14 protein-coding genes are annotated in these 18489 nt (G+C 70.7%); 11 read left to right on the top strand and 3 right to left on the bottom strand.

What is annotated here, in order from left to right; translation table 11 throughout:
* Positions 1–236: 236 nt before the first annotated feature.
* From ACZ5LB_RS07975 to ACZ5LB_RS07965, 3 genes are all read left to right on the top strand, one after another.
* On the top strand, positions 237–3749 hold the full coding sequence (locus tag ACZ5LB_RS07975) for a two-component regulator propeller domain-containing protein (protein WP_464605655.1): 3513 nt from the start codon (positions 237–239) through the stop codon (positions 3747–3749).
* A 92-nt stretch (positions 3750–3841) separates the two neighbouring features.
* The gene (locus ACZ5LB_RS07970) at positions 3842–4420 is read left to right on the top strand and encodes a TetR/AcrR family transcriptional regulator (protein ID WP_464605654.1); all 579 of its coding nucleotides are present in this window, start codon (positions 3842–3844) and stop codon (positions 4418–4420) included.
* A 49-nt stretch (positions 4421–4469) separates the two neighbouring features.
* Complete coding sequence (locus ACZ5LB_RS07965; RefSeq protein ID WP_464605653.1) at positions 4470–5219, top strand: SDR family oxidoreductase; 750 nt, start codon at positions 4470–4472, stop codon at positions 5217–5219.
* A gap of 110 nt (positions 5220–5329) precedes the next feature.
* Here the strand turns inward: ACZ5LB_RS07965 and ACZ5LB_RS07960 are convergent, their stop codons facing one another.
* Positions 5330–6220, bottom strand: coding sequence for a LysR substrate-binding domain-containing protein (locus ACZ5LB_RS07960; RefSeq protein WP_464605652.1), 891 nt, complete (start codon positions 6218–6220; stop codon positions 5330–5332).
* 107 nt (positions 6221–6327) lie between these two features.
* Here ACZ5LB_RS07960 and ACZ5LB_RS07955 point away from each other — a divergent pair, with 107 nt between their 5' ends.
* From ACZ5LB_RS07955 to ACZ5LB_RS07940, 4 genes are all read left to right on the top strand, one after another.
* Positions 6328–7245, top strand: coding sequence for a proline dehydrogenase family protein (locus ACZ5LB_RS07955; protein ID WP_464605651.1), 918 nt, complete (start codon positions 6328–6330; stop codon positions 7243–7245).
* Between the two features lie 120 nt (positions 7246–7365).
* Positions 7366–9987 carry a chemotaxis protein CheB gene (locus ACZ5LB_RS07950; RefSeq protein WP_464605650.1) on the top strand — a complete coding sequence of 874 codons (2622 nt, stop codon included), beginning with the start codon at positions 7366–7368 and terminating at the stop codon, positions 9985–9987.
* Positions 9947–11599 (top strand): hybrid sensor histidine kinase/response regulator, encoded by a 1653-nt coding sequence (locus ACZ5LB_RS07945; RefSeq protein ID WP_464605649.1) that lies wholly within the window; start codon positions 9947–9949, stop codon positions 11597–11599. Before ACZ5LB_RS07950 ends, ACZ5LB_RS07945 begins: the two co-directional genes overlap by 41 nt.
* Positions 11600–11691: 92 nt before the next feature.
* Positions 11692–13743, top strand: coding sequence for a M13 family metallopeptidase (locus ACZ5LB_RS07940; RefSeq protein ID WP_464605648.1), 2052 nt, complete (start codon positions 11692–11694; stop codon positions 13741–13743).
* On the opposite strand, the gene ACZ5LB_RS07935 is transcribed toward ACZ5LB_RS07940, so the two are convergent.
* Entirely contained in the window at positions 13744–15183 is a 1440-nt protein-coding gene (locus ACZ5LB_RS07935; RefSeq protein ID WP_464605647.1) for a Kelch repeat-containing protein, read from the bottom strand.
* Between the two features lie 137 nt (positions 15184–15320).
* On the opposite strand from ACZ5LB_RS07935, the gene ACZ5LB_RS07930 reads away from it, so the two are divergent.
* Positions 15321–16064, top strand: a complete 744-nt coding sequence (locus tag ACZ5LB_RS07930; RefSeq protein WP_464605646.1) for an energy transducer TonB — start codon at positions 15321–15323, stop codon at positions 16062–16064.
* Here the strand turns inward: ACZ5LB_RS07930 and ACZ5LB_RS07925 are convergent.
* Positions 16061–16525, bottom strand: coding sequence for a hypothetical protein (locus tag ACZ5LB_RS07925; RefSeq protein WP_464605645.1), 465 nt, complete (start codon positions 16523–16525; stop codon positions 16061–16063). The two genes, ACZ5LB_RS07930 and ACZ5LB_RS07925, sit on opposite strands and share 4 nt — an antisense overlap.
* Before the next feature lie 82 nt (positions 16526–16607).
* Here ACZ5LB_RS07925 and ACZ5LB_RS07920 point away from each other — a divergent pair, with 82 nt between their 5' ends.
* From ACZ5LB_RS07920 to ACZ5LB_RS07910, 3 genes are read left to right on the top strand one after another with little or no spacing between them, the layout of a single operon-like run.
* Entirely contained in the window at positions 16608–17144 is a 537-nt protein-coding gene (locus ACZ5LB_RS07920; RefSeq protein WP_464605644.1) for a DinB family protein, read from the top strand.
* A gap of 25 nt (positions 17145–17169) precedes the next feature.
* A complete protein-coding gene (locus ACZ5LB_RS07915) occupies positions 17170–17397 on the top strand; it encodes a hypothetical protein (protein WP_464605642.1) in 228 nt (75 codons plus the stop codon).
* A gap of 6 nt (positions 17398–17403) precedes the next feature.
* On the top strand, positions 17404–18036 hold the full coding sequence (locus ACZ5LB_RS07910) for a YceH family protein (RefSeq protein WP_464605641.1): 633 nt from the start codon (positions 17404–17406) through the stop codon (positions 18034–18036).
* The last annotated feature ends 453 nt before the right edge of the window (positions 18037–18489 follow it).

Raw genomic sequence — 18489 nt, 5'->3', positions numbered from 1 at the left:
TGGGTCGAGGCCTTCACCTAATTCCGTGAAGTACCGAATATCCCCCCCCCCCCCGGGTTCCCGGCGCCCCGCGCCCGGCATGGACCCCGGAGGGACGGGCTGCGGCGGCCTCCCCCCGTGCGCTGATTGTAAAATAATCGTAATTGACCAAAATTCCAGGGTGGGCGGTTACAATCAGGGGTCGCTCCATTCAGAATTCATGTTTCCCAACCCGGAGCCGGGCTCGGGGGCCTGCCTTGGCAATCATCAACGACCTATTACGGCTGACCCTGGTCCTGTTGCTGGGATCGGGGGCGCTGTGGGCCCGCGCGCCGGAGCCCGCGGGCCGGTTGAAATGGCAGGAATTCGGGTTCGAGGACGGTCTTCTGGACCTGAACATCTACACCTTGTGCCAGGACAGGGTCGGGTTCATCTGGGTGGGCACCGAGACGGGGCTGCACCGGTTCGATGGGCGGTCCTTCCAGGGGTTCAGGCGCCCGAATGGGCTTCCGAGCAGCGTGATCCAGGCCCTCCTGGTGCATCCCGACGGGATGCTCTGGGTGGGCACCTACCGGGGCCTGGCCCGCCGGGAAGGCGACCAGTTCGTGGCCGTGCGGGCTGGCCTGCCCGATCCGGCGGTGCCCATCACGGCCCTGGCGGTGGGACCCGGAGGGCGTCTCCATGTGGGGACCGCCAAGGGGCTCTTCCGGCAAATCGCGGGGGACCGGTTCGAGGCCGTGCCTTCGTGGCCTGGGGGTGCGGTTCTGGCCCTTGCCTCACCGCCGGGGGGAGGGGAGGTGGTCGCCTCCTCCTGGGATGGTCACCGGGCCCGGGTTTTCAGGATGGAAGGCGCCGCCTGGACGGGGCTGCCGGGCCCCGCCGCATTTGGAAAACGCCCCCTCCGCGCGCTGGCGGTGGACGGAACGGGAAGGCTCTGGGCCCGTTCGACGGAGGTCCTCTGGGTTTTCGCGCAGGGGGCGTTCGAGCCAGCACCGTTCCCGATGAACCGCACGAACGGGGGTGTGAGCCTCCACGTGGACGAACGGGGGCGGCTCTGGATACCCGGCACCAGCGAGTTGGTGTGGCTGGACAAGGGGGATGTCCTGAGGATGGGCGTGAAGGAGGGCTGGCCGGGGGGGCTCGGAACCACCGTCCTCATGGACCGGGGAGGCGCCCTCTGGGCTGGCGGACGGGGGCTTGAGCGGGTCAAGGGCCGCCGGTTCTGGCGCAGCCAGGGCGCGGAGAGCGGCCTGGCCGATACCTGCGTCTGGAGCTTCATGCGGGACAGGTCCGGAACGCTGGTCGCGGGGACCCAGCGGGGAATGGCCCGGCTTGGGCCCGAGGGCTGGCAGATGGTTCGCGGAACCGAGGACACCCAGGTCCGGTCCGCGGTCCAGGGGCCTGACGGGGCCTTCTACATGGCCGGCTCAGCGTGGGTGCGGCGGTGGGATCCGGCCACGGGGCAGACCGTCAAATTCGGGCCTGCCCAGGGCGTCCGGGCCGATGGCCGCATCTTCCGGCTCCTGTTCGACCGCTTCGGAACGCTCTGGGTGGCGACGGATTCGGGCGGCCTTTTGCGGGGAACCGGCGAGGGGAACACGTGGGTGTTCCGGCCCGAACCGCTGCCCGGCGGCACCCCCACGGAATCCATCGGGGACCTCCACGAGGATGGCGAAGGCCGGCTCTGGGCCCCGGGCACACAGGGGCTGGCCCTGCGCGAAGGGGGCCGGTGGCGCCGGTTCACGCGCCAGGACGGCCTTCGCGATAACGCCGTGGACTACACGCGCTCCCTGCGCAATGGCGACCTGCTGCTGGCCTATACCAACAACCTTGGGGTGGCGCGGGTCCGCTACGACAAGGGACGGCTCCGCATCCTGAAGCATTTCGACGCGGAAATCGACCCGGCCCTCACCATCTACTTCCTGGGCGAGGACGCCCGCGGCAACCTTTGGGCCGGCTCCGGGGCGGGCGTGCACCTCCTGCATGCCGGCGGGCCCGTGGAGGTCTTCACATACCGCGACGGGCTCATCAGCGATTCCACCAACAACATGGCCTTCCTCCCCGACCCCAACGGCGACGTGTGGATCGGGACCATCGGCGGCATCGCCCGTTTCGATGCGCGGGCTTACGAAGGGCAGCCGCCCCCGCCCGTGCTGCAGACCTATGCCTTCACCCTGGGCCGTGCGTCCTTCCATGGGATCCCGGCCCAGCCACTTGAGGTGCCCTTCCGGAGCAACACGTTCGAGGCCCGCTTCGCCGCCCTGGGCCTTTACCACCAGGACGACCTCCATCTGGAGGCCCGGCTGGAGGGCCTGGAACCGGATTGGCACGCGGCCAAAGGCCGCGAGGTGCGTTACACGGGGCTGGCCCCCGGCCCGTACGCCTTCCAGGTGCGCAGTCTGGCCGGCGGCGGGCCCTGGGTGTATTCAACGCCCATCCCCTTCCGGGTGCTCGCACCCTGGTGGGGGACCTGGACGTTCCGCGTGGCGGCGGCCCTGGGCGTCGTGGCGGGCGCCCTTGCCTACGCCCGCTGGAGGACGTGGGCGCTGGCCAGGAGGAACGCCCACCTCGAGGCGCGGGTGGCGGAGCGCACCCGGGAGCTGACGGAAGCAAAGGCCACGCTGGAACAGCGGGTGCGGGAACGCACGGCGGAGCTGCAGGCCTCCCACAGCCAGCTGATGCAGGCCCAGAAGATGGAAAGCCTCGGCTTCCTGGCCGGGGGCGTCGCCCACGACATGAACAACGTCCTGGGCGCCATCCTCACCCTGGCCTCGGTGAACCTGGAAGTCCAGGAACCGGGCAGCGCCACCCACCGGGCCTTCGATACCATCGTCAAGGCCGCCGAGCGGGGCACCAACGTGGTCAAGGGGCTGCTGAGCTTCGCCCGCGCGGAGGTGGCCGAGAGCCGCCTGCTCAACCTGAACGACGTGGTGCGCGAGGAGATCAAGCTGCTGGAGCGCACGACCCTGGTGAAGGTGCGGTTCGAGGTGGACCTGGACCCGGAGCTGTGGCCCATGAAGGGCGATGCCGGCGCCTTCGCGCAGGTGTTCATGAACCTGTGTATCAACGCCATGGACGCCATGCCGGACAATGGCACCCTGGCGCTCCGGACGCGGAACCTGCCCGGTCCGAGGGTGGAAGCCGTGGTGGAGGACAACGGGAGCGGCATGACCCGGGAGGTGCTGGACCGCGCCCTGGATCCCTTCTTCACCACGAAGGGCGTGGGCAAAGGCACGGGCCTGGGCCTGTCCATGGTCTACAGCACGGTCAAGGCCCACAACGGACAGCTGGAACTCCAAAGCGAACCGGGCAAGGGCACGCGGGTGACGATGACCTTCCCGGCCTGCGCCCCGGCGGCCGGCGCCCCGGCGGACGGCGCGGAACCCCGCGTGACGGCCGCGGGCCCGTCCCTGGACGTGCTCCTGGTGGAAGACGACGAATTCATGATGAGCACCCTCCAGAATGTGCTGGAGCACCTGGGCCACACGTTCACCGCGGCCGCATGCGGAGAGGAGGCCCTCGCCCGCCTCGAAGGGGGATACCGGCCCGACCTGGTGATCCTCGACATGAACATGCCTGGCCTGGGCGGGGCCGGAACCCTGCCCCTCCTGCGCGCCCTCTGTCCCGATCTTCCGGTGCTGCTCGCCACGGGGCGGACCGACCAGACCGCGCTGGATCTCATCGCCGCCCACGACAAGGTCACCCTCATGGCCAAGCCGTTCGGGATCGAGGAGCTGCGCCACAACCTGAGGTCGTGCGCGAAGGCATAAAAAAATCCTGCATGAACCCCACCCCGTCCGCCGGGTGCGAGGTTCAAAATGTTTTGCTGGACTGATCAGTCCAGAATACCCATGCTTGACCCATGACGCGCTGCAAGGCCTTCGACCCGGACGCCGCCCTCCTCGGGGCGATGGACGTGTTCCAGACGAAGGGCTTCGAGGCCACCTCCATCCAGGACCTGGTGGACCGCCTGGGCATCAGCCGCCAGAGCCTCTACGACACCTTCGGGGACAAGCAGGCGCTCTGGATGGCCTGCCTGGAGCGCTACCGGCAGGCGGGCCGCAAGCCCTTCGCCGAGCTGCTGGAAGGGCCCCTGCCGCTGCGCAAGGCGCTGGGGGACCTCTTCCGGCAGGTGGTGGAGCGGCTGCTGTCGCCGGAGGGGAGGGCGTGCCTCATGGCCCACGCCGCCCTGGAGCGGGCGGTGGGCGACCCCGCCACCCGCGCCTGCGTGGGAAACAACCTGAACCAGCTCTTCGCGCTCTTCGAAACGCGCCTGCGCCGGGCCCGGGCCGACGGGGAACTGGGTCCCGCCCAGGATCCGGCGGCCCTGGCCCGCTACTTCCAGAACGCCATCCATGGCCTCCAGGTCACGGCCCGCTCCGGCGCCAGCCGGGACGATCTGGAGAGCATCGTCCGGGTGACCCTCTCGGTCCTCGGATGACTTTTTTTTCCACATTTTGGAACGATCGTTCCATGGAAGGAGTCCCATCATGGGCAAGCTCGACGGCAAGATCGCGCTCATCACCGGCGGCACCACCGGCATCGGCCTGGCCTCGGCCCGGCTGTTCCACCGGGAGGGCGCCCGGGTCTACGTGACCGGGCGCAACCCCCAGACCCTTTCCCAGGCCCGCAAGGACCTTCCCGCTGAGGTCGCCGTCCTGGAGGCGGACAGCGCGAACCTGGCGGACCTGGACGCCCTCGTCGCCCGGATCAAGGCCCAGGACGGGCGCCTGGACGTGCTGTTCGTGAACGCCGGGGTGGGGGAGTTCCGCGACCTGGAGGCGGCGGACCCCGCCCACTGGGACCGGATCATGGACGTGAACCTCAAGGGCGCCTTCTTCCTGACCCAGAAGGCGCTGCCCCTGCTGGGCCCGGGCGCCTCGGTGGTCTTCACCACCAGCGTGGTGGACCGCAAGGGCATCCCGGGGGCTTCGGTGTATTCCGCCTCCAAGGCCGGCCTGGCCGGGCTGGCGCGGTCGCTGGCGGTGGAGCTGGCGCCCCGGGGCATCCGGGTCAACTGCCTCGCGCCCGGCCCCGTGGACACGCCCATCCACGCCAAGCTGGGCATGCCCCCGGAGGCCCTGGAGGCCTTCCGCACCGGGGTCACGCAGCAGATCCCACTGAAGCGCATGGGCACCGACGGGGAGATGGCCGGGGCCGCCCTGTTCCTGGCGTCCCCGGACAGCGCCTACGTGACGGGCACGGAGCTCCTGGCCGACGGCGGCGCCGCGATCTCCTGAAGGGCTCCCGGGCCGTTGACATTTCGTGTCAAGAACCGATACTTCCGTTGCAGTACAGAAGCGGGCCAACGTCCCGCAGAATCAGCCCCCATACTTGGGGGCTTTTTCGTTCAGGCGCCTCCGCCCGCCGCCTCCTCCAGGATCCACCCCGTGAAGGCCCGCAGCTTGGCGCCCATGGGGGCGTCCCGGCTGCGGTTCAGGTAGTAGGCGCAGCCCGGGTCGATGCACAGGTCGAAGGGCTGGGCCAGGCGGCCCGAGGCCAGGTCCTCCCGGATGAGCTCCTGGAAGAAGAGGCCGACGCCGTGGCCGTCCAGGACCACCCGGCGCAGGGCGTGGGAGTCGTCGATGCGCACGGCCTGCAGGCGCTCGGGGACCTGCGCGCCCGCTTCGCGGAACCACTGGCGCCAGTGGTCGGCGTCGAATTCAAAAAAGAGGGGCAGGGCGCCCAGGTCGGCGGGCGTGGGGTGGGGGCCCAGGCGGCGGAGGTACTCGGGCGTGCAGATGGGCGTCAGGCGGCTGGTCATGAGCAGGGTGGACTGGACGCCGGGCCACTTCCCGTGGCCCCAGGCGATGGCCGCGTCCACCCGGCCGTTGAGGAGGTCCACGGTCTGGTAGGTGTGGTGCAGCTGCAGGTCCAGGCCGGGATGCTGCTGCCACAGCCGGCCCAGGCGCGGGGTCAGCCAGCGCAGGGAGAAGTAGGGAGGGACGCTCACCCGCAGCGCCTCCTCCTTGGTTCGCTTGAGGTTCCGGAGGGCCGCCGCCAGGGCCTCCAGGGCCCGGCCGCCCTCGGCGAGCAGCTGGGCGCCTTCGGCCGTCAGTTCGATCCGGCGGTGCAGGCGGCGCAGGAGCTGGACGCCCAGGTGCTCCTCCAGGTGGCGCACGTGGTGGCTGAGGGCGGCCTGGGTGACGAAAAGCTCCTCGCCCGCTCGTTTGAAGCTCCCCAGGCGCCCCACGGCCTCGAAGGCCCGGATCTGGGTGATGGTGGTGGGCGTGAGCTCCATGGCCTCCAGTTTACGCTTTAGTTTTGGTAAACCCAAACGTGAAAAATTCAATTGAGAGGGTGAAACCGGGAGACTCAAAGTTAAGCCAGATGCCTGGGAGGGCCTTCATGGATCTCAAGAACACGCTCATCGACCTCATGCCCTCGCCCCTGGTGAGGACCTTCGCGTCCCCCTACATCGCCGGAAAGGGCGTCGAGGCCGGCGTGGCCAAGGCCGATGACCTCTTCGGGAATTACGGGGTGCACTCCACCCTGGACCTGCTCGGCGAGGAGGTGTTCCGCCGGGAGGACGTGGAAGCCACGGTCCAGGTGTACTTCCGCATGATCGAGGCGCTGGCCGGCAAGCGCCATTCCACCATCAGCCTCAAGCCCACCCAGCTGGGCATCAACGAGAGCGTGGCCTACTGCCAGGAGAACCTCAAGCGCATCGCCGCCGCGGCCGCGGCCCAGGGCCTGCGCATCACCCTGGACATGGAGGACCGCCTCTTCACCGACCGGACCCTGGAGATGTTCCGGGCCGTGCGGGACGAGTTCGACAATTTCGGCATCGTTTTGCAGAGCCGGCTCTTCCGCACCTCCGACGACATCCGCGCCCTGCACGCCAAGCCGTGCCGGGTCCGCATCTGCATCGGCATCTACCGGGAGCCCGCCACCGTGGCGCTCCAGGACAAGGCGGCCATGAAGGAAAAGCTCTTCGAGCACGTGCAGATGCTGCTCGACGAGGGGCACTACCCCGAGATCGCCACCCACGACGAGGCGCTGGTGCGCCGCTGCATGGCCTACCTGGACAAGCGGGGCGTGCCCAAGGACGCCTACGAATTCCAGATGCTCCTGGGCGTTCCCCGCACCGAGCTCCAGCGGGAGATCGTCCGCCGGGGCCAGGTGGTGCGCCTCTACGTGCCGTTCGCCGAGGAGTGGAAGTACGCCGTGCGCTACCTGAAGCGCCGCCTGGCCGCGAATCCCGCCATGGCCGTGATGGTCGCCAAGAACCTGTTCGGGCGCAAGCTCTCCAGCCCGGTGGCCTGAAAAAATCCCGCCGCCAACCTCTCCGTCCCGAGGGGTTGGCGCCGGGCCCGCGGATGACCCTTTACGGCGCGCTTCCGCAGCCAATCCTGGTACCCGAAGGGTGGGTGCCGGGAGGAGCAGGTGGGCGAGACGGAGAACAGCCGGGACGGGTCCGCCAATCCCGGCGCCTGGAGTCCCCCGGTGGCGTTCCCGGTGGTGGGCATCGGCGCCTCCGCCGGCGGCTTGGCGGCGTTCACGGACTTCTTCAACGGGATGCCGTCCGACCAGAACCCGGGCATGGCCTTCGTCCTGGTGCAGCACCTGGCCCCTGACCACACGAGCATCCTCGCCGAGCTGGTGCGGCGCACCACCCGCATGCCCGTCTGCGAAGCCACCGACGGCTTGAGGGTGCGCCCCAACCACGTCTACACCATCCCGCCCGATTGCGACCTGGTCCTCGGGCAGGGCGCGCTCCACCTGCTGCTCCCCGAAGCGCAGCGGGGCCTGCGGCTTCCCATCGACCGGTTCTTCCGCACCCTCGCCCGGGACCAGCAGGGCCGGGCCATCGGCATCATCCTTTCCGGAACGGGCAGCGACGGGGCGGAGGGGCTGCGGGCCATCAAGGCCGCCGGGGGCCTGGCCATGGTCCAGGAACCGGGAACCTCCCAGTACGACGGCATGATCCGCAGCGCCCTGGCCACGGGCGTGGTGGACCTCGTGGTTCCGCCCCGGGAGATGCTGTCGCGCCTCCGGGTCTACGCCGAGCGCACCCTCACCGAGACGGACCTGCCCGAGCCCGCCCAGCCGGCGGGGTCGGGGGACGGGCTCCGGCGGATCTGCGACCTGTTGCGCGCGCAGGTGGGCCATGACTTCTCCCACTACAAGGCGAGCACCCTCCTGCGCCGGGTGGAGCGGCGCATGGCCGTGAACGAGCTGGATACCCTGGACGCCTTCGCAGACCTGGTTCAGCGGGACGTCGGCGAGGCCCGGGCGCTGTTCCGCGACCTGCTCATCGGCGTCACGGGGTTCTTCCGGGACGCGGAGGCCTTCGCCGCGCTGGAAGCGGACGCGGTGCCCGGGTTCTTCGCCGCCAGGGCCACCCGGACCCCCAACGCCCCCGTGCGGGTCTGGGTCACCGCCTGCGCCACCGGGGAGGAGGCGTATTCCATCGCCATCCTCCTGCAGGAGCACCTGGAGACGCTGTCCCGGCCTGCCCGGGTGCAGGTCTTCGCCACGGACATCGACGAGCGGGCCATCGACAGGGCCCGCGAGGGCCTATTCCCCGCGTCCATCACGGAGGAGGTCACGCCCGAACGCCTTGCCCGTTTCTTCCTCCCGGAGCCCGACGGCCGGTACCGGATCCGCAAGGCCGTGCGCGAGATGCTCGTGTTCTCGGTGCACGACGTGATCCAGGATCCGCCCTTCTCGGGAATCGACCTGATCAGCTGCCGGAACCTGTTCATCTACCTCACCGGAGAGCTGCAGAAGAAGCTCCTGTCGAAGTTCCACTTCGCACTGGTTCCGGGCGGCGTGCTGTTCCTGGGGGGCGCGGAATCGGTGGGCGAGTGCTCGTACCTCTTCACCAAGGCTTGCCGGAAGCACAAGCTCTTCCGGCGGGTGGACGGGGAAGGGGAGGTGGAACGAACGGGCTTCGCCCCCCTCGCCCGGGACTGGGTGCAGGTCCGGGGCCGGGCCCTCCCGCCGGACCCGGGCAACGCCCGCGCAGGGACCGGCACCCTGGACGATCCGCCGGGCGCGAAGGGTGACTGCATCCGGAACCTCCAGGAGGCGATGCGCACCTCCGACGAGGAACTCCGGTCGGCCAACGAGGAGATGCAGTCCATGAACGAGGAGCTCCAGTCCACCAACGAGGAGCTGGAGACCTCCAAGGAGGAGCTGCAGTCCATCAACGAAGAGCTGGCCATCGTCAACGCCGAGTTGCAGGCCAAGGTCACCGGCCTCGCCCGCGCCAACAACGACATGAACAACTTTCTGGCCGGCACCGGGGTGGCCACCCTGTTCGTGGACCACCACCTGCGGATCGTGCGCTTCACCCCCGGGGCGACGGAGATGATCAACCTGCTGGCCGTGGACGTGGGCAGGCCCCTGGCGCATATCGCCAACAACCTGGTGGGCTACGGCCGGATGCTGGAGGATGCCCGGGACGTGCTGCGGGACCTGATCCCCCGGGCGGCCGAGGTGCGGACCACGGGCGGCGCCTGGTTCATGATGCGCCTGCGGCCCTACCGCACCCTGGACAACGTCATCGAGGGGGTGGCCATCACGTTCGCCTCCATCACCGAACAGAAGGAGGCCGAACGGAAATGGCAGGAGAGCCAGGAGGAACGGGATGCCATCCTGGACCGCCTGGGCAACCCCTTCCTCCTCCTGGAGGCCGCCAGGAAGGGCGACCCGCCCGAGGACCTGCGCATCCACCGGATCAACGGGGCCCTGGAGGCGCGCCTGGGCGTGCGGGGCGAGGATCTGCGGGGCCGGCGGCTGCGCGAGGCGTGGCCCTTGGCTCCGCTCCCCTGGCTCGAGGCGTGCCGCCGGGTGCTGGGGGGTGGTGCCGCGGAGGTCGTGGAGGACGGTGGGGAGACCGTGCAGGTCTTCCGCCCGGGGGCGGGCACGGCGCGCTGCTGCATCCTTTTCCGGCGGCCCCGGGACGGGGAACCCGCACCGGGCCCGGGGGCATCTTCCTGGGGTGGCGGAGGGAACGGGGATGGCGGCCAACGGGTCGAAGGGGGGCCAGCCGGGGGATGAATTCAGGCGCCGGGCGGAAGCGCGGCTCCTGGGCGAGCCGGCCGAGGGGGAGGCGTCCTGGCCCCACGACGCCAGGGCGCTGGTGCACGAACTGCGCGTGCACCAGATCCAACTGGAGATGCAGAACATCGAGTTGCAGCGCCTGGACCGGGAGCGGGCCTCCTTCGAGAGCCTCTACGAATTCGCCCCGGTGGGCTACCTGGTGCTGGATCCGGGCGGCCGGATCCTCGCCTGCAACTTCACCGTGGGCAGGATGCTCGGCCTGCACCGCAAGGAACTGATCGGAAGCCCGCTGGAGACGCTGGTGGATCCCCTGGACCGGGACGAGGCCTACCTGTGCCGGCAGAAGCTCGCCGGGGGCGAGGCCTGCCCGTGCGAATTCCGCATGCTGCGCAAGGGCGCGGGGCCCCTGTGGGTGCGCATGGACGGCGCCCGCGCCACGGGCCACGACGGCGGGTGCGAGCTGCGCGTCCTGCTCACGGACATCTCCGCCCAGCGCCAGGCGGAGCGGGAGTACCGCGAAATGGAGGCCCAGCTCCAGCACCTCCAGCGCATGGAGAGCATCGGGCGGCTGGCGGGCGGCGTGGCCCACGAGCTGAACAACGTCCTGGCCGCGATCCTGGCGGTGACGGAATCCATGGGGGAGGGGAGGGAGGACGCCGCGTCCCCCCAGCGGATCATCGCCGCCGCCTGCAGCCGGGGGCGGGACATCACCCAGGGCCTGCTGGTGTTCTCCCGCAAGGACGTGGGGACCAAGTCGGCGGTGGACCTCAACCTCCAGGTGGAGGAGGCCGCCGCCGTGGTGCGGGCCTCCTGCGATTCCCGCGTGGAGGTGGAACTGGACCTGGACCCGGCCCAGCCGCGGGTGCTGGGCAATTCAAGCACCCTGGGCACCATCCTCCTGAACCTCTGCCGGAACGCCCTGGATGCCATGCCCGAAGGCGGGCGCCTGCTCCTGGGCACCCGCAGGGGCCCCGGGGGCGAGGTGCAGCTCCGCATCCTGGACACCGGCGAAGGGATGTCCCAGGAGGTGCTGGCCAAGGCCACGGAACCCTTCTTCACCACCAAGCCCGTGGGCCGGGGCACGGGCCTGGGCCTTTCCATCGTCCACAGCCTCGTCCAGGCCCATCAGGGCACCCTGGGGCTGAAGAGCGAACCGGGACGGGGGACGGAGGTGGCCATCTCCCTTCCCGCCCATCCCGACCCGCCGCCGGACCCGGTGCCGGCGCCTTCGCACGGACCCTCGGGGCTCGTGATGATGCTGGTGGACGACGAGGACGTCATCCGCGAGACCATGGCCATGCTCCTGGCCCGCTCCGGAAACCGCGTCCACACCGCCGCGGGGGGGGAGGAGGCCCTGCGCCTCCTGGCGTCGGGCCTGGACCCCGACATCCTGATCCTCGACGTGCGCCTGCCGGACATCGACGGCGTGGAGATCCTCCGGCGCCTGCGCGCCTCGGGCAACCGGGTGCCGGTGCTCCTGTTCACGGGCAGCCTGGACTCGGACCTGAGGGCGCTGGCCGCCGGCACCCCCAGGACCGGTCTGGTGGCCAAGCCGGCGACCTTGGAGGACATGCGGGGCGCCATCTCCAGGCTGCTGGGCAAGGCCTGAACGAAGGGGTGTTTGCCGAAAAGGAGGGGCTCCCTCAACTTCCCTCGCCTAACGAGGGTCGATATCCTGTCCTTTCGACCCCCGGAGTCCCCATGCGAAGAAATGGCCTGATGGCCCACCTTGTTGCCGGATCCCTGCTCCTGGCCAGCCCGCTGGCCGCCGCCGGGCCCGCCCCCACGCGCCCGGTGTACGGCGCCTTCGGCTTCGACACCGCCGGCATGGACCGCTCCACCGCCCCCGGGGACGACTTCGGCCGGTACGCCAGCGGCGCCTACATCCGGAACCTGGCCATCCCCGCGGACCGGGCCGATTCGGGGATGTTCGCGCTGCTGCGGGACCGCAGCCAGACCCAGACCCGGGACATCATCGAGGCCCAGGCCCGGCGGAAGGACGCCAGGCCCGGATCCGAGGCCCGGAAGGTGGGCGATTTCTACGCAACCTTCATGGACGAGGCGGCCATCGAGACCAAGGGCCTGGCCCCCCTGAAACCCACCCTGGACGCCATCCAGGCCATCGGGGACCGCGCGCAGCTGGCGGCCTATTTCGGCAGGGCCACCCGCCAGGGCATGCGCATGCCCCTGGGGCTGCGCATCGCCCAGGACATGAAGCATCCCGACATCATGAGCGTGAGCGTGGGGCAGGGGGGGCTGGGCCTGCCGGACCGGGACTACTACCTGGACACGAAGAACCCCAAGTTCGAGGCCATCCGCGCCCAGTACGTGGCCCACATCGCCACGATGCTGCGCCTGGCGGGCTACGGCGACGCCGAGGCCCGGGCCCGGGGGATCTTCGCGCTGGAGGCGAAGATCGCCGAGGTCCACTGGACCCGCGTCCAGCAGCGGCAGCGGGACAAGGTGTACAACCCGTCCCCGGTCCAGGAGCTCGAATCGGCCTACCCGGGCGTGGGCTGGGCCTCCCTCCTGGGGGCCGCGGGCGTGGGGGGCCAGAAGACCATCATCATCTCCCATCCCAGCGCCGTGGCCGGCGAGGGCCGGCTCATGGCGGGCGAACCCCTGGACACCTGGAAGGACTACCTGGCCTTCCATGCCCTGGACGGCGCCGCCCAGTGCCTGCCGAAGGCCTTCGTGGAGGCGTCCTTCGCGTTCCACGGCAAGGTCCTGGCGGGCCAGCCCCAGGACCAGCCCCGGTGGAAGCGCGGCGTGGACATGACCAGCCGCGTGCTGGGCGAGGCCGTGGGCAAGCTTTACGTCGCCAAGCATTTCCCCCCCGAGGCCAAGCGGAGGATGGACGCCCTGGTCAAGAACGTCATCCAGGCCATGGACCGGCGCCTGGCCGACCTCGCCTGGATGGACCCGAAGACCAAGGCCGAGGCCCGCGCCAAGCTCGCCAAGTTCACCCCCAAGATCGGCTACCCCGCGAAGTGGCGTGACTACTCGGCCCTGGAGGTCCGCAGGGGCGACGCCCTGGGCAACCTGCGCCGGGCCGCGGAATTCCAGTACCGGCGCCAGCTGGACAAGATCGGCAAGCCCATCGACCGCACCGAGTGGAGCATGACGCCCATGACGGTGAACGCCTACGCCAACCCCGCCTGGAACGAGATCGTGTTCCCCGCGGCCATCCTGCAGGCGCCCTTCTTCGATCCCAGGGCCGACGACGCGGTGAACTACGGCGGCATCGGCGTGGTCATCGGCCACGAGATCAGCCACCACTTCGACGACCAGGGCCGCAAGTACGACAAGGACGGCAAGCTCGCCGACTGGTGGACGCCCGAGGACGTGAAGCGCTTCACGGCGCTCACCGACAAGGTGGTCAAGCAGTACGCGGCCTACGAGCCGCTGCCGGGCACCCATGTGAACGGCGAGCTGACCCTGGGCGAGAACCTGGCCGACCTGGCCGGCATCAACGTGGCCTTCGACGCCTACCACGCGTCCCTGAAGGGCAAGGCCCCCAAGGTCATCGGCGGCTTCACCGGCGACCAGCGCTTCTTCCTGGGCTTCGCCCAGGTGTGGCGGAGCAAGTACCGGGACGAGGCCCTGCTCAACCGCGTGACCACCGACCCCCACACCCCCGGCTTCCTGCGGCCCAACGTGGCCCGGAACCTGGATGCCTGGTACCGGGCCTTCGGCGTGGAGGAAGGCCAGGCCCTCTACCTGGCGCCGGAGGACCGCATCAAGGTCTGGTGATCAGTCGAAGCGCTCCACGATGCGGATCGCGCCGCCCCCCTCGGATCCTCCCAGGAGCACCACATGGCCGGAGGCGAGGCGGGCGGCGGCGTGGCGGTACCGGGTGGTGACGTCGGAGGTCGCCAGGCGGCTGAGGCCCGTGGCGGGGTCGAAGGCCTCCACCGTGGCCGTGGCCATGGAGTTCTCGCCCGAGTTGTAGGTCAGGCCCCCCGCCAGGAGCACCGTGCCGTCCCCCAGGAGCGTGGCCGTGTGCTCGCTGCGGGGGCGGAGCAGGGCGCCCAGCGCCTGGAAGGTGTTGGTGGCGGGGTCGTACACCTCCACCAGCGAGGACACGTCGGTGCCCTCCAGGTCGGGCGTCGTGCCCCCGGCCAGGAGCACCCGGCCGTCGGGCAGCAGGGTGGCCGTGTGATGGAACCGGGCCTGGCCCGGGGCGCCGGCGGGGGTGAAGGTGCCCGTGGCCGGGTCGAAGAGTTCGGCGTTGCGCCAGGTGCGCTGGCCGCAGGTGTACACGCAGGTGCTGTCCCGTCCCCCCACGATGAGCACCCGGCCGTCCTGGAGCACCGTGGCGGTGTGCCCGGCGCGGGGGAAGGCCATGACGCCCGTGGCGGCGAAGGCCTTGCGGGCGGGGTCGAGGATCTCGGCCGTGGGCAGGGCGGAAACATCGGACCCGGGCAGCGGCAGGCCGCCGGTGACGAGGATGCGTCCGTCGGCCAGGGCCACGGCGCCGTGGTCGTACCGCGGGGAGCCCATGCGGCCCTCGAAGGGGGTGAAAGCCCCGGCCTGGTAGAGCACCGCCCCGTCCAGCACCTTCAGGCCCGCGGCGGGATCCACGCCCAGGCCGCCCAGGAAGACCCAGTCCCCGCCGGGAAGCGGCGAGGCGGAGTGGTTCCAGCGCCTCTGGCCCGAGTCGCCCGCGTCCGCGAAGGTGCCGGTTTCGGGCAGGAACCGTTCGGCCCGGCTGGATTCGACCCCGCCCACGATGAGGACGGACCCGTCGGCCAGGGTGGAGGCCGTGTGGCTCACCCGGGTGGCCAGAAGGTCCGCCTGGCGTTGCAGTCCGGCCCGGAACCCCTCCACGGTGAGGGTCGCCTGGGCCACGGCGCCGGAGGTGGCCCGGGCCTGCACGTGGTACACCCCCGGCGTGGCCGGGGCGGCGTAGCGCCCGGCCGCGTCCACGGTTCCGCCTCCGGCCTCCACCACCGACAAGGCGGCGGGGACCGCATGCCCCTGGCCGTCGGTGACCCTGAGCCAGGTTTCCCCCCGGACCTTGAGGGTGGACGTGGCCGCCCCCACCTGGATGGCCGGGGGTGGCGCCGGAGAGGGCCCGGAGGTTCCGCCGCAGCCCGTCAGGAGCGCAAGTCCCACGGCCAGGAGCGCGGCACCGGCGCCCCGGACCGGGCCGGCGGACGTGATGAATGCGGAACACACCTGTTTCTTCATGGTCACCCCTGGGGTCATAAGGCGTTGAGACCTAGGCTACGACAAGGGTCCGCCCATCGTTGAGTGGTTTTGTCACCTTTTCTTTCCCCGTGAAATTATTACTATGAGACTCAATCTCATTAAGGTAATCTTAACCCATGGGTCGCCAATCCTCCTCCCCCCTCCCCGCTCCGCCCGACCTGACCGGCCTGCCCAAGGGAAGGCCCCTGGGGGCGCTCTTCCTTTCGCTGCCCCTCTACGCCCTGGTGGCGGGCGTCCTGGCCCTCCTCTCCGTGCGAAGGGGGAACCCGGCCCCCATGCCGACCATGGCCATCCTCCTCGAGGAGGAGGTTCCCATGGCCGCGCCGCCCCCGCCTCCGCCGCCCCCGGGCGGCGGCGCCCCGGCGGTGCGGGAGAAGCCCGAACCGGCCCCGCCCGCCCCGGACGTGGCGCCGGAGGTGGTTCCCGCCGCGCTGCCCACCTCGCCCGCGCCGGCCGTGGCCGGGCCTGCAGCCCCCGGGGGGCCGGCCCACGGGATCGGCGGGGCCCCCGCCGGGGCCCCGGGCGGGGTGCCCGGCGGCCAGATGGGCGGGACTCCCGGCGGACAGCTCGACGGTGTCCTCCCCCCGGTCTTCGACGCGGCCTACCTGCAGAACCCCTCCCCGGACTACCCGGCCCTCTCCCGCCGCCTGCGGGAGGAAGGCCGCCTGGTGCTGCGGGTGCGGGTGGGCGTGGACGGCCGGGCCGAGGACATCGAGGTGCGCACCAGCACCGGCTACCCCCGCCTGGACCAGGCGGGTCTCCAGACCGTGCGCCGCTGGCGCTTCGCCCCCGCCCGCCGCGGCGCCGAGAAGGTGCCCGCCTGGGTCCTGGTCCCCATCTCTTTCAGCCTGGATGCCTAGGCAAAGGGCTTGCGGGGCGGCTCCTGGTCCGCCCCCACCCGGCCGGTGGCGATCCCGGCGGCGTAGTAGCTCTCCCCGGGGATCGGGCACCCCGCCATGCGGCGCAGCATGGCCAGTTGGCCCACGTGGGTGAGGGCGTCGGCCAGGGGGCCGTGCATCAGGCGCTCCCAGTCCGGGACCGCCGGTCCCGTGGCCAGGCGCTCGTCGAGCCGCTCCAGGGCCGCGTGGAAGCGGGCGGTCTCCATGTCCCAGGCTTCCGGCGCCCCCACCTGCCACCGTTTCTCGCCGATGAGGATGGAGTGGGTCCAGTCCAGCAGGTCGTTGATGTGGGAGAGGATGGCCAGGGGGGTCTTGCCGCCGCCCTCGAAACCGGAGAAGGAAGGGGGGGCGCCGCGAAGGCAGGCGCCGCCGCGGTAGGCGAGGGTGGCCAGGAGGTGTCGGAGGCATTCGCGCGGATCCATGGCAGGCTCCAGGAGGCCCCAAGGGTAGCACCCCGGTAGCCGGCGGACGGGATATGATGGCCCCTTCACGGAGGAGGCACCCATGCTCAACCTGCCCAGACCCGTTGCCGGGGACATCCCCGAGAGCTACGGCGTTTACGCATCCCGGGTCCCGGAGGGGGATCTGGACGGGCTGCTGGAACGCCAGGAGAAGGCCCTGGCCGGCCTCCTGGCCGCGATCCCCGAGGCGCGCGGCGGGTTCCGGTACGCGCCGGACAAATGGAGCATCAAGGACCTGGTGTGCCACCTGGCCGACACCGAGCGGATCATGAGCTACCGCCTGCTGTGCGTCGCCCGGGAGGAGCAGGCGCCCCTGCCCGGGTTCGAGGAGGACGACTACGCCCGCGCGGCCCGGGCTGACGCCCGTCCGCTGGCGGACCTGGCCGCGGAATTCGTCGCCGTGCGCCGGGCCACCCTCGCCCTGGTGCGGGGCCTGGCGCCCGAGGCCTGGAGCCACCGGGGCACCGTCAACGGCAAGACCGTCGCCGCCAGCCATCTGGCCTACGTCATCGCCGGCCACGCCGCCCATCACCTGGACGTGCTCCAGGAGCGCTACCTGGGAGGGGGCGGCCTTTCCTAGTGTAGATTGGACGGAAGGAGCCCGCATGGCCACCCGCAGCCCGAACACCCCCGAGCCGGCGAAATCGCCCTTCGCCCACCCCTGGGTCAACCTCGGGCTCTGCGCGGTGTGCGTCTATGCGGGCATCCTCGCCGCCATGGTGTGCATGACGGCCCGGGACAAGACCGCCTACTTCTTCGCGGCGGCCTTCTCCTTCATCGCGGCGTTCCGCCTTTTCCAGAATTTCCTTAAGATCCGCAAGCCGGGGAGGTAGGCGCCGATGGCCGAGCTTCACCTCACCGCAACGGAACAGCGCGTGCTGGGATGCCTGATGGAGAAGCACCTCTCCACACCCGACTACTACCCGCTGACCCTCAACGCCCTGGTGAACGCCTGCAACCAGAGCACCAACCGGGACCCCGTCACGGCCCTGGACGAGGCCGCGGTCATGGAGGCCCTCCAGGAGCTGCGGGACCACGAGGCCGTGTGGTTCGTGGGCACGGCCGGGAGCCGGGTGCAGAAGTACGGCCACCGCCTGGCCGAGGCCCGGGGTCTCTCGGTGCAGGAGTGCGCCATCCTCGCCGAACTCCTCCTGCGCGGCCCCCAGACCCCCGGGGAACTGCGCAACCGCAGCACGCGCATGTATCCCTTCCCGGACCTGGCCGAGGTGGAGGCCGTCCTGGAGCTGATGCTGGAGGCCGAGGACCCGCTGGTGGTCAGGCTTCCCCGGCAGCCCGGGACGAAGGAGACCCGCTACGCCCACCTCCTGGGCGACCCCCCCGCGGCCGGGGCGACCGCGGCCTTACCCGCGCCCCCTTCCCGATCAGCTGCGCTGGAGGCGGAGGTGGCGGCGCTCAAGGCGGACCTGGCGCAGCTGAGGGCTGAGTTCGAGGCGTTCCGGGGGCAATTCTAGGTGCGGTGGGGGTCCTTCTTTTTGAATTTGTTTCCATGTCGGGGCAGGGAAGGGGTATTCGGGCGGGTTTGAGAAAAGGACCCGTACACAGAGCACGCCGAGGCGCAGAGTTGCGCAGAGGTGGCTTCGCAACCCGAGGCGCCGACCCATGCCGCCCAGGCCCTGCCCGCTTTCGCGGGCCGCGCCGTAGCCGGCGCGCGGCAGGGCGCGCGGGTCCTTCCGCATGCGAGCCTGTGGAAGGACCCGCGCACCCTGCCTTTGTCGGGCCTGGGCTCATCGATCCGGGTGGATGCCAGACCCGCGAACGTTCCTGGGCGTCCCGGCGCACGCGCAAAACCTTCGAGGAACGTCCGGCCCCTGATTCCCAAGGGATCGACGCCCCCGTGGCCGGGTCATCGTGGAGAACGCTGGCCAACCTTCCACCCACCCATCAAGCCCAGGCCCGTCCAAGGC

This window comes from Mesoterricola sp. MK458 (assembly GCF_055384935.1).
Note: the sequence above shows the minus strand (reverse complement) of the source record. Positions and strands in the feature narration are given on the sequence as shown.

Excerpts from the sequence above, each read along its gene's own strand:
- ACZ5LB_RS07945 (WP_464605649.1), top strand. The coding sequence starts at position 9,947 with ATGGCGGCCAACGGGTCGAAGGGGGGCCAGCCGGGGGATGAATTCAGG.
- ACZ5LB_RS07960 (WP_464605652.1), bottom strand. The coding sequence starts at position 6,220 with ATGGAGCTCACGCCCACCACCATCACCCAGATCCGGGCCTTCGAGGCC.
- ACZ5LB_RS07955 (WP_464605651.1), top strand. The coding sequence starts at position 6,328 with ATGGATCTCAAGAACACGCTCATCGACCTCATGCCCTCGCCCCTGGTG.
- ACZ5LB_RS07920 (WP_464605644.1), top strand. The coding sequence starts at position 16,608 with ATGCTCAACCTGCCCAGACCCGTTGCCGGGGACATCCCCGAGAGCTAC.
- ACZ5LB_RS07925 (WP_464605645.1), bottom strand. The coding sequence starts at position 16,525 with ATGGATCCGCGCGAATGCCTCCGACACCTCCTGGCCACCCTCGCCTAC.
- ACZ5LB_RS07915 (WP_464605642.1), top strand. The coding sequence starts at position 17,170 with ATGGCCACCCGCAGCCCGAACACCCCCGAGCCGGCGAAATCGCCCTTC.
- ACZ5LB_RS07935 (WP_464605647.1), bottom strand. The coding sequence starts at position 15,183 with ATGAAGAAACAGGTGTGTTCCGCATTCATCACGTCCGCCGGCCCGGTC.
- ACZ5LB_RS07965 (WP_464605653.1), top strand. The coding sequence starts at position 4,470 with ATGGGCAAGCTCGACGGCAAGATCGCGCTCATCACCGGCGGCACCACC.
- ACZ5LB_RS07940 (WP_464605648.1), top strand. The coding sequence starts at position 11,692 with ATGCGAAGAAATGGCCTGATGGCCCACCTTGTTGCCGGATCCCTGCTC.
- ACZ5LB_RS07970 (WP_464605654.1), top strand. The coding sequence starts at position 3,842 with ATGACGCGCTGCAAGGCCTTCGACCCGGACGCCGCCCTCCTCGGGGCG.
- ACZ5LB_RS07930 (WP_464605646.1), top strand. The coding sequence starts at position 15,321 with ATGGGTCGCCAATCCTCCTCCCCCCTCCCCGCTCCGCCCGACCTGACC.
- ACZ5LB_RS07910 (WP_464605641.1), top strand. The coding sequence starts at position 17,404 with ATGGCCGAGCTTCACCTCACCGCAACGGAACAGCGCGTGCTGGGATGC.